Origin of the sequence: Streptomyces sp. NPDC091682 (assembly GCF_044756625.1) — a bacterium.
Classification (GTDB): Bacteria; Actinomycetota; Actinomycetes; order Streptomycetales; family Streptomycetaceae; genus Streptomyces.
This window is the reverse complement of sequence record NZ_JBIVTH010000007.1, coordinates 422,631-432,139: the sequence shown is the minus strand read 5'-3', so window position 1 is coordinate 432,139 and position 9,509 is coordinate 422,631. Positions and strand designations below refer to the sequence as shown.

Annotated in this window: 6 protein-coding genes; 1 reads left to right on the top strand and 5 read right to left on the bottom strand. The window is 73.2% G+C overall.

Annotation, left to right across the window (positions count from 1 at the left end; all coding sequences use genetic code 11):
• Window positions 1-248: 248 nt before the first annotated feature.
• The 5 genes from ACIQK6_RS19440 to ACIQK6_RS19420 form a co-directional block, all read right to left on the bottom strand.
• Window positions 249-1,409 (bottom strand): acyl-CoA dehydrogenase, encoded by a 1,161-nt coding sequence (locus ACIQK6_RS19440; protein ID WP_329100801.1) that lies wholly within the window; start codon window positions 1,407-1,409, stop codon window positions 249-251.
• A complete protein-coding gene (locus tag ACIQK6_RS19435) occupies window positions 1,406-3,310 on the bottom strand; it encodes a biotin carboxylase N-terminal domain-containing protein (RefSeq protein ID WP_329100799.1) in 1,905 nt (634 codons plus the stop codon). The genes ACIQK6_RS19440 and ACIQK6_RS19435 overlap by 4 nt, the downstream gene beginning before the upstream one ends.
• An 8-nt stretch (window positions 3,311-3,318) precedes the next feature.
• Window positions 3,319-4,917, bottom strand: a complete 1,599-nt coding sequence (locus tag ACIQK6_RS19430; RefSeq protein WP_329100797.1) for a carboxyl transferase domain-containing protein — start codon at window positions 4,915-4,917, stop codon at window positions 3,319-3,321.
• Window positions 4,914-6,653 carry an acyclic terpene utilization AtuA family protein gene (locus ACIQK6_RS19425; protein ID WP_402695147.1) on the bottom strand — a complete coding sequence of 580 codons (1,740 nt, stop codon included), beginning with the start codon at window positions 6,651-6,653 and terminating at the stop codon, window positions 4,914-4,916. The genes ACIQK6_RS19430 and ACIQK6_RS19425 overlap by 4 nt, the downstream gene beginning before the upstream one ends.
• A gap of 68 nt (window positions 6,654-6,721) precedes the next feature.
• Window positions 6,722-7,534 carry a TIGR03084 family metal-binding protein gene (locus ACIQK6_RS19420; protein WP_402695138.1) on the bottom strand — a complete coding sequence of 271 codons (813 nt, stop codon included), beginning with the start codon at window positions 7,532-7,534 and terminating at the stop codon, window positions 6,722-6,724.
• 326 nt (window positions 7,535-7,860) lie between these two features.
• Between ACIQK6_RS19420 and ACIQK6_RS19415 the strand changes: the two genes are divergently transcribed.
• Window positions 7,861-9,483, top strand: a complete 1,623-nt coding sequence (locus ACIQK6_RS19415; RefSeq protein WP_402695137.1) for a CocE/NonD family hydrolase — start codon at window positions 7,861-7,863, stop codon at window positions 9,481-9,483.
• The last annotated feature ends 26 nt before the right edge of the window (window positions 9,484-9,509 follow it).

Below are 9,509 nucleotides of genomic sequence, written 5' to 3'. Positions count from 1 at the left end.
GGGGGGGGGGGGGGGGGGGGCCCCCCCCGCGCCCGCCCCCCCCCCCCCCCCCCCCCCCCCCCCCCCCCCCCCGGGCGCCGCCCCCCCCCCCCCCCCCCCCGGCCCCCCCGCCCCGACCCCCACCCACCACCACATGCCCCCGCCGACGCACAAGGCACGGGCCCGCGCCTCCAGCCTCGCCGGCGATTGAGGCGCGGGTCCGGGCGGAGCCCGGTGGGGATTCGGACCCGCCGGACACGCCGGACACGCTAGTAGGACTTCGGTAGGCCCAGGGTTTGGTGGGAGATGAAGTTCAGGATCATCTCGCGGCTGACCGGGGCGATGCGGGCCACGCGGGCCGCGGTGATGAGGGAGGCCAGGCCGTATTCGCGGGTCAGGCCGTTGCCGCCGAGGGTGTGGACCGCCTGGTCCACCGCACGGACGCAGGCCTCCCCGGCGGCGTACTTGGCCATGTTGGCCGCCTCGCCCGCGCCCATGTCGTCGCCCGCGTCGTACAGCGCGGCCGCCTTTTGGGTCATCAGGCGGGCCAGTTCCAGTTCGATGTGCGCCTGGGCCAGCGGGTGGGCCACGGCCTGGTGGGCGCCGATGGGCGCCTTCCAGACCTGGCGGGTCTTCGCGTAGTCGACGGCCTTGGCGAGGGCGTGGCGGCCCATCCCGATGGCGAAGGCGGCTGTCATGATCCGCTCGGGGTTGAGTCCGGCGAACAACTGGAGCAGGCCCGCGTCCTCGTCGCCGACCAGGGCCGAGGAGGGCAGGCGGACCTCGTCCAGGGTGAGTTCGAACTGCTTCTCCGCGGCGGCCAGTTCCATGTCGATGACCGAGCGGGTGAAGCCGGGGGCGTCGCGCGGCACGATGAACAGGCAGGGCTTGAGGCTGCCGGTACGAGCGTCTTCGGTGCGGCCGACGATGAGGGTGGCGTCGGCGATGTCGACGCCGGAGATGAAGACCTTGCGGCCGGTGAGGATCCAGTCCTCGCCGTCGCGGCGGGCCGTGGTGGTGATCCGGTGGGAGTTGGACCCGGCGTCGGGTTCGGTGATGCCGAAGGCCATGGTGCGGCTGCCGTCGGCGAGGCCCGGCAGCCAGGCCTCCTTCTGGGCGTCCGTGCCGAAGCGGGCGATGACCGTGCCGCAGATGGCGGGCGAGACGACCATCATGAGGAGGGGACAGCCCGCGGCCCCGAGTTCTTCCAGGACGATGGAGAGTTCGGCGATGCCGCCGCCCCCGCCGCCGTACTCCTCGGGCAGGTTGACCCCGAGGTAGCCGAGCTTCGCGGCGTCGGCCCACAGCTCGTCGGGGTGGCCGCCCTCGCGGGCGACACGGGTGAGGTAGTCGCGGCCGTAGCGCTGTCCGAGTGCGGCGACGGCGGCGCGCAGGGCGGTGTGCTCTTCGGTTTCGATGACGGTGCTCATGCTTGCGGTTCCTCCTGGACTACGGCGAGCAGGGCGCCGAACTCGACCTGTTGGCCGGTGGCGACGTGGAGCGCGGTGAGCTTGCCGGAGGCGGGAGCGAGGATGCGGTGCTCCATCTTCATGGCCTCCAGCCAGAGCAGGGGCTGGCCGGCGGTGACGGGGCTGCCGGGGGCCAGGCCCTCGGCGATGCGGACGACGGTGCCGGGCATGGGGGCGAGCAGCGAGCCCGGTTCGGTCCGGTCCTGGGGGTCCGGGAAGCGGGGGACGGGAGTGAAGGTGTGGGCGCCGAGTGCGGAGTCCACGTAGATCTCGTTCGATTTTTGTTTCACGTGGAACGCACGGCGGATTCCGTCGACTTCGAGGGTGACGAGGTCCGGGGAGGTGGAGACGACCCGGACACCGGGGTGGTTCACCGGGTGGTACTGGACCTCGTACTCGGTGCCGGCCGCGGTGTAGCGGCGGGTCTGGGGCTGGGAGCGGACGTTGCGCCAGCCGCCGAGGCGGGCGGCGAGCGGGGCGTCCGGGCCGGGGGCCGCTTCGGCGAGGGCGGCGGCGAGGGCGGCCGGAGCGGCGTCCGGGGCACTGCCGGTGAGGGTGTCGAGGTGGCGGTCGTAGAAGCCGGTGTCGAGCTGCGCGGCGGCGAACTCCGGGTGCCGCAGGGAGCCCACAAGGAGTTCGCGGTTGGTGGTGAGCCCGTGGATGCGGGCTCCGGCGAGGGCGGCGGCGAGGGCCCGGACGGCCCCGGCGCGGGTGGGGGCGTGGGCGACGACCTTGGCGAGCATGGGGTCGTAGTGGATGCCGACGGTGTCCCCGTCGGTGAAGCCGGTGTCCACGCGGATCTCGCCCGGGATGGCGAGGGTGTGCAGGACGCCGGTCTGCGGGCGCCAGTCCCGGGCGGGGTCTTCGGCGTAGAGGCGGGCTTCGACGGCGTGGCCGGTGGGCTGCGGGGGCGCCGGGGGCAGGGCCTCGCCCTCGGCGACGCGCAGCTGCAGGGCGACGAGGTCGAGCCCGAAGACGGCTTCGGTGACGGGGTGTTCGACTTGGAGTCGGGTGTTCATCTCGAGGAAGTACGGGCGTCCGTCGGCGGTGACGAGGAACTCGACGGTGCCCGCGCCCTCGTACGAGACCGCGCGGGCCGCGGCGACGGCTGCGGTGTGGAGGCTCTCGCGCAGGGCGTCCGGCAGGCCCGGTGCCGGCGCCTCCTCGATGACCTTCTGGTGGCGCCGCTGGAGGGAGCAGTCGCGGGTGCCCAGCGCCCAGACGGTGCCGTGGGCGTCGGCAAGGATCTGCACCTCGACGTGGCGGCCGCGTTCCACGTAGGGCTCGGCGAAGACCTCGCCGTCCCCGAAGGCGGAGCGGGCCTCGGCCGAGGCGGCGTCGAGGGCCTCCCCCAGCTGCTCGAGGTCGCGGACCACGCGCATGCCGCGGCCACCGCCGCCGGCCGCGGCCTTGAGGAGGAGGGGCAGGTCGGCGGCCGTGGCGGCGGCTGGATCGACGGGGTCGAGGAGCGGCACCCCGGCGGTGCGCATCAGTTCCTTGGCCCGGATCTTGGAGGCCATGGCCTCGATGGCTTCGGGGGGCGGGCCGATCCAGGTCAGTCCGGCGGCCAGGACTTCGCGGGCGAAGTCGGCGTTCTCGGAGAGGAAGCCGTAGCCGGGGTGGACGGCGTCGGCGCCCGCGGCGAGGGCGGCCTTGATGATGAGGTCGCCGCGCAGGTAGGTGTCGGCGGGGGCCGCGCCGGGCAGCCGTACGGCCGCGTCGGCGTCGCGGACGTGCAGGGCGTCGGCGTCCGGGTCGGAGTGGACGGCGACGGTGGCCAGGCCCAGGGCGCGGGCGGTGCGGAAGATCCGGACGGCGATCTCGCCGCGGTTGGCGACGAGGAGGGAGGTCAGGTTCGTCATGTGCGGGCTCACATCCGGAAGACGCCGAAGCCGCCACGGGCGCCCTCGACGGGGGCGTTGTGGACGGCCGACAGGCACAGGCCGAGGACGGTACGGGTGTCGCGCGGGTCGATGACCCCGTCGTCGTAGATCCGCCCGGACAGGAACATCGGGAGGGACTCGGACTCGATCTGCGCTTCGACGAAGGCTCGCATTCCGGCGTCCTGTTCCTCGTCGTACGGGAGGCCCTTGGCGGCGGCCGACTGGCGGGACACGATGGAGAGCACTCCGGCCAGCTGCTGGGGCCCCATGACGGCGGACTTGGCGCTGGGCCAGGCGAAGAGGAAGCGGGGTTCGTAGGCGCGGCCGCACATGCCGTAGTGGCCGGCGCCGTAGCTCGCGCCGATGAGTACGGACAGGTGCGGGACCTTCGAGTTGGAGACCGCGTTGATCATCATCGAGCCGTGTTTGATGATGCCGCCCTGCTCGTACTCCTTGCCGACCATGTAGCCGGTGGTGTTGTGGAGGAAGAGGAGGGGGATGTCGCGCTGGTTGGCGAGCTGGATGAACTGTGCGGCCTTCTGGGACTCGGCGCTGAACAGCACGCCCTGCGCGTTGGCGAGGATGCCGACCGGGTAGCCGTGCAGGGTGGCCCAGCCGGTGACGAGGCTGGGGCCGTAGAAGGGCTTGAACTCGTCGAAGTCGGAGGCGTCGACGATCCGGGCGATGACCTCGCGCGGGTCGAAGGGGGTCTTCAGGTCGGGCGGGACGATGCCGAGGAGTTCCTCGGGGTCGTGGAGGGGTTCCTGGGCCTTCGGCGGGTCCTGGCGCGGCTTGCGGTGGTTCAGGCGGGCCACGACGCGGCGGGCCTGGCGGATCGCGTCGTGCTCGTCGAGGGCGTAGTGGTCGGCGAGTCCGGAGACGCGGGCGTGCATGTCGGCGCCGCCGAGGGACTCGTCGTCGCTCTCTTCGCCGGTGGCCATCTTGACCAGGGGCGGACCGCCGAGGAACACCTTGGAACGGTCCTTGATCATGATCGTGTGGTCGGACATGCCGGGAACGTACGCGCCTCCGGCGGTGGAGTTGCCGAAGACGACGGCGACGGTCGGGATGCCTTCGGCCGAGAGCCGGGTGAGGTCGCGGAAGACCGCGCCGCCCGGGATGAAGATCTCCTTCTGGGAGGGCAGGTCGGCGCCGCCGGACTCCACGAGGCTGATGCAGGGGAGGCGGTTCTGCCGGGCGATCTCGTTGGCGCGCAGCGCCTTCTTCAGCGTCCACGGGTTGGAGGCGCCGCCGCGGACGGTGGGGTCGTTGGCGGTGATCAGGCACTCGACGCCCTCGACGGTGCCGATGCCGGTGACCATGGAGGCGCCGACGGGGTAGTCGCTGCCCCAGGCGGCGAGCGGGGACAGTTCCAGGAACGGGGTGTCGGGGTCGAGGAGCAGCTCGACGCGCTCGCGCGCCAGGAGCTTGCCGCGGGCCCGGTGGCGGGCCGTGTACTTCTCGCCGCCGCCCTGCAGGGCCTTGGCGTGCTCGGCGTCGAGGGCGGCGAGGCGTTCCAGCGCGGCGGTACGGGCCTGCGCGTGCTCGGGGGCGTGCGGGTCGACGGTGGTGCCGAGGCGGGTCATGGGGTGGCCTCCGGGGCCGGGAGGAGGGCGACGGGAATGTCGAGGTGGCGGGCGCGGAGCCATTCGCCGAGGGCCTTGGCCTGGGGGTCGAAGCGGTGGCCGGAGGCGACGCCGTCGCCGAGGATGCCGGTGACGGTGAAGTTGAGGGCCCTCAGCAGCGGCAGCTCGTGGCGGGTGACGGTGTGCTGCGCGGTCTCGGGGAGCAGTTCCTGGAACACCTCGGCGGTGAGGGTGTCGCGCAGCCAGTCCCAGGCGGGGTCGGTCTCGACCCACACCCCGACGTTGGCGTCCCCGCCCTTGTCGCCGCTGCGGGCCCCGGCCAGCGCCCCGAGGGGGGCGCGGACGGTCTCCCGGGGCTCCGCCCCGGACCCGGCGGGGGCTCCGCCCCCGACCCCTTCGGGGGCTCCGCCCCCGGACCCCCGCGCCTCAAACGCCGGCGGGGCTGGAAATGCGGGGGACTCCGCCGGTGGGACTGGGGGTGCAGGGGGCTCCGCCGGCGGGGCTGGATGTGCGGGGGGCTGGGGCGGTGGGGCCGGGACTCGTACGTGGGTGCCGTCCGGGAGGACCGCCACGTGCGGGACCTCGTCCGACGGGACCAGGGTCGAGGTGAAGACGCCGTAGGGCTGCGCCGGGCCCGGTGGGGCGGTGACGTGGAAGCCCGGGTAGCTGCCGAGGGCCAGTTCGATCGCCGTCGAGGTCAGGGCGCGGCCCACCCGGTCCGGGGACGGGTCGCGGACGACCAGTCGCAGGAGGGCGGAGGCCGTCTCCTGCGTGTCGGCGTCCTCGTGGTCGGTGCGGGCCAGGGTCCAGGTGGCGTCAACCACGCCTTCCAACACCTCGGCCAGTTGGGTGCGGACGAGGTCCGCCTTGGCCTCGACGTCCAGGCCCGTCAGGACGAAGACGACCTCGTTGCGCCAGCCGCCGATCCGGGTGACGCCCACCTTCAGGGAGGGCGGCGGGGCCTCTCCGCGCACTCCCGTGAGCCGTACCCGGTCGGCACCCTCGTCGGTCAGCCGGACGGTGTCCAGACGGGTGGTCACGTCCGGGCCCAGGTAGCGCACGCCCTGGGTTTCGTAGAGGAGTTGGGCGGTGACGGTGCCGGCGGTGACGGCTCCGCCCGTGCCGGGGTGTTTCGTGATGACCGCCGAGCCGTCCGCGGAGATCTCCGCCAGCGGGAAGCCGGGGCGGCGGACGTCGTGCCGGGCGAAGAAGGAGTAGTTGCCGCCGGTGGCTTGGGTGCCGCACTCCAAGACGTGGCCCGCGGCCACCGCCCCCGCCAACCGGTCGTAGTCGTCCGCGGCCCAGTCGAACCACCAGGCCGCCGGGCCGCTCACCAGTGCCGCGTCCGTGACCCGGCCGGTGACCACCACGTCGGCGCCCGCCCGCAGGCAGGCCGTGATCCCGGCGCCCCCGAGGTAGGCGTTGGCCGTCAGGGCCCCGTCCGTCCGTGCGGTGAGGTCGTCGCCCTCGACGTGGGCGACCCGCACCGGGACGCCCACCTTCGCCGCCAAAGCCATTACGGCGTCGGCGAGTCCGGCCGGGTTGAGGCCGCCGGCGTTCGTAACGATCCGCACGCCGCGCTCGTGCGCGAGCCCGAGCCCCTCCTCCAACTGGCGCAGGAAGGTCTTGGCGTAGCCGAGGTCCGGGTTCTTCAGACGGTCGCGGCCCAGGATCAGCATGGTCAGCTCGGCGAGGTAGTCGCCGGTCAGCACGTCCAGCGGGCCGCCGGTCACCATCTCGCGCAGGGCGCCGAAACGATCCCCGTAGAAACCCGAGGCGTTGCCGATGACGAGGGGGCGCCGGGTCACCGCGCGGCCCCCGGCTCCCGGCCGGCTCCCGCCGGGCCGGCGAAGGCCTGGGCGATGTCCAGCCAGCGGTCCGCGTCGGGGCCGGTCGCGATGAGCTCGAGGTCGGCGCGGTGGGCCCGCTGGGTGACCAGCAGGCAGAAGTCGAGCGCCGGGCCGGTGATCCGCTGCGGGGCGTCCGGCGGGCCGTAAGTCCACACCTCGGGGCCCTCGGGGGCCGTCAGCTCCACCCGGAACTGCTCGGCGGGCGCGGGCAGTCCGCGTACGGCGTAGGCGTAGTCGCGGGCCCGTACGCCGATCCGCGCCACGTGCCGCAGCCGCGCGGTCGGGGTGCGGTGGACGCCGAGCGCGTCGGCGACGTCCTGGCCGTGCGCCCAGGTCTCCATCAGCCGGGCGCTGGCCATGGAGGCGGCCTTCATCGGCGGCCCGTACCAGGGGAAGCGGGTGTCGGGCGAGGCTTCGGACAACGCCTCGTCGAGGGCGGCACGCGTGGCGCGCCAGCGGGCGAGCAGCTCGGCGGGGGCCAGCTCCGCGCCCTCGCGCGCGCCCTCGTCGACGAAGGTGTTGGGGGCCTTCAGGGCCTCCTCGGCCATGTGGCCGAAGCCGACGGCGTCGGTGAGGGAGAGCAGCGAGGCCCGGTCGGTCCAGTGCAGGTGGGCGATCTGGTGGGCGATGGTCCAGCCGGGCGCGGGGGTGGCCCGGGCCCAGTCGGGGGCGGTCAACTCTGCTACCACGGAGTCCAGTTCGCGGCCTTCCTCGCGCAGATCTGCGAAGACGGCGACGGCTGCGTCGACGGCGGACGGATCGGGCACGGTGCGCTCCCTTTCTCGGCGTGAGGGGAAGACTGGCAGCACCCGGCAAAACAATCAAGCATGCTTGCATGATTTTCTCGAGTGGCGACGCCTTCCCGCCACCCGAGCCAAACCACTTCACGGGAAAGGCAGTTGTCGCGCACAGCGCCGGCCGCAGGTCCCGCCGCTCGACGGCCCGCGGGCGCAGTGGGGGCGATTTCGGCCGTAAGCCGGAAACTCGCGATACGTCACTGGATGTCCCCTCGATACTGAACGTTCCGCTCCGGGCCCGGGCGGGCGCACCAGTTCGTGTCACTCGACGAAGACGACGAAGAGGATGGACTGACGTGACTCCAGCCGCCCGCACCCCCTTCTCCCTCTATCCCGAACTCGACGCGACCGCCCTCACCGCCTTCGTGACCGCCCTGGAGAGCGGCGACGTCACCGGCCTCGCCCCCGCCCGCGCCGCCGAGATCGCCGAGGTCCGCTCGGTCGCCGTCTTCACCCGCGGCAAGGTGACCGGCGCCGACGGGGACCTCCTCGACGCCGCGCTCTGGCGACACACCGGAACCCAGCCGCGCCCCGCGATCATCATGCCCTCGCCCTGGTCCGGCCTGGGCTGGCTCCCGTACGCCGTCCAGGCCTCCCTCTTCGCCGCCCGCGGTTACAACGTCCTCGCCTACTCCACCCGAGGCTTCGCCGGCTCCGAGGGCCAGGTCGACGTGGCGGGCCCGCTCGACGTCGCCGACGGCAGCCGGGCCCTGGACCACCTCATCGAGCGCAGCACCGGCCCGGTGACGAAGATCGGCTTCCTCGGGGACTCGTACGGCTCCGGCATCAGCCAGCTCGTCGCCGCGCACGACACCCGCATCGACGCCGTGGTCGCGCTCAGCACCTGGGGCGACCTCGGCGAGGCCTTCTACGAGAACTCCACCCGGCACATCGCGGCCGTACGGGCCCTGCTCGACGCGGCCGCGAAGGCCCGACTGAGCCCGCAGACGCAGAGCGTCTTCGACAACGTCCTCGCCAACCGCGACGTCCAGGGCACCCTGCGCTGGGCGGAGACCCGCTCGCCCTTCACCCACATCAAGGAACTCAACCGCCGTCAGGTGCCGGTCTTCTTCTCGCTCGCCTGGCACGAGACCCTCTTCCCGCCCAACCAGACGCTGAAGATGTTCAACGAACTGACCGGCCCCAAACGCCTCGCCGTCTCCATCGGCGACCACTCCGGCCCCGAGATGACCGGAATACTCGGTCTGCCCAACCGGATCTGGACGGACGCCCACCGCTGGCTCGACCACCACCTCAAGGAGATCGACAACGGCATCGACGCCGAGGGCCAGGTGCTCGGCGAGATCATGTGGAGCAAAACCCTCGAACCCCGCCCCACCTGGCCCTCCCTCACCGAACGCCTGGAACGGCTGCACCTGGCGGACGACGGCGAACTCGGCGACGAACCACAGGCCGGTTGGACCTCGACCGTGCTGTGCGGGGTGGACACCCCGGCGACCGTCGCCGACAAGGTGGTGCAGTCCGGCTACGCGGAGATCGCCGGCCGCCCGAAGGTCTACCGGACCCAGGACATCGACCGGACCGTCGCCGCCGTGTGGACGTCGGAACCGGCCGGGGAGACCACCCGACTGCGCGGCACACCGCGGCTGCGCGTGACGTACCGGGCGGCGAACACCGGATCCACCTTCGTCGCGTACCTCCTCGACACGGCACCCGACGGCACGGCGCACCTCATCACGCACGCCCCGTACACCGACGTCGACTCCCCGCCCGACAGCCTGATCAGCGCGGACATCGACCTCCAGGCCACGGCCTACGACGTGCCGCGCGGCCACCGCCTGATGCTGGTGATCGACGCCCGCGACCCCTTCTACGCCGACGCCAACCTGCCCCGCGCCACCCTGGCGTTCACCTCCCCGGAGCCCACCCCGTCCTACCTGGACCTCCCCCTCGGCTGATCCCGCGCGCCCGCCCGGCCGCCACG

Coding starts and splice junctions, on each gene's coding strand:
- ACIQK6_RS19440 (WP_329100801.1), bottom strand. CDS start 1,409: ATGAGCACCGTCATCGAAACCGAAGAGCACACCGCCCTGCGCGCCGCC.
- ACIQK6_RS19435 (WP_329100799.1), bottom strand. CDS start 3,310: ATGACGAACCTGACCTCCCTCCTCGTCGCCAACCGCGGCGAGATCGCC.
- ACIQK6_RS19430 (WP_329100797.1), bottom strand. CDS start 4,917: ATGACCCGCCTCGGCACCACCGTCGACCCGCACGCCCCCGAGCACGCG.
- ACIQK6_RS19425 (WP_402695147.1), bottom strand. CDS start 6,653: ATGGTGACCGGCGGCCCGCTGGACGTGCTGACCGGCGACTACCTCGCC.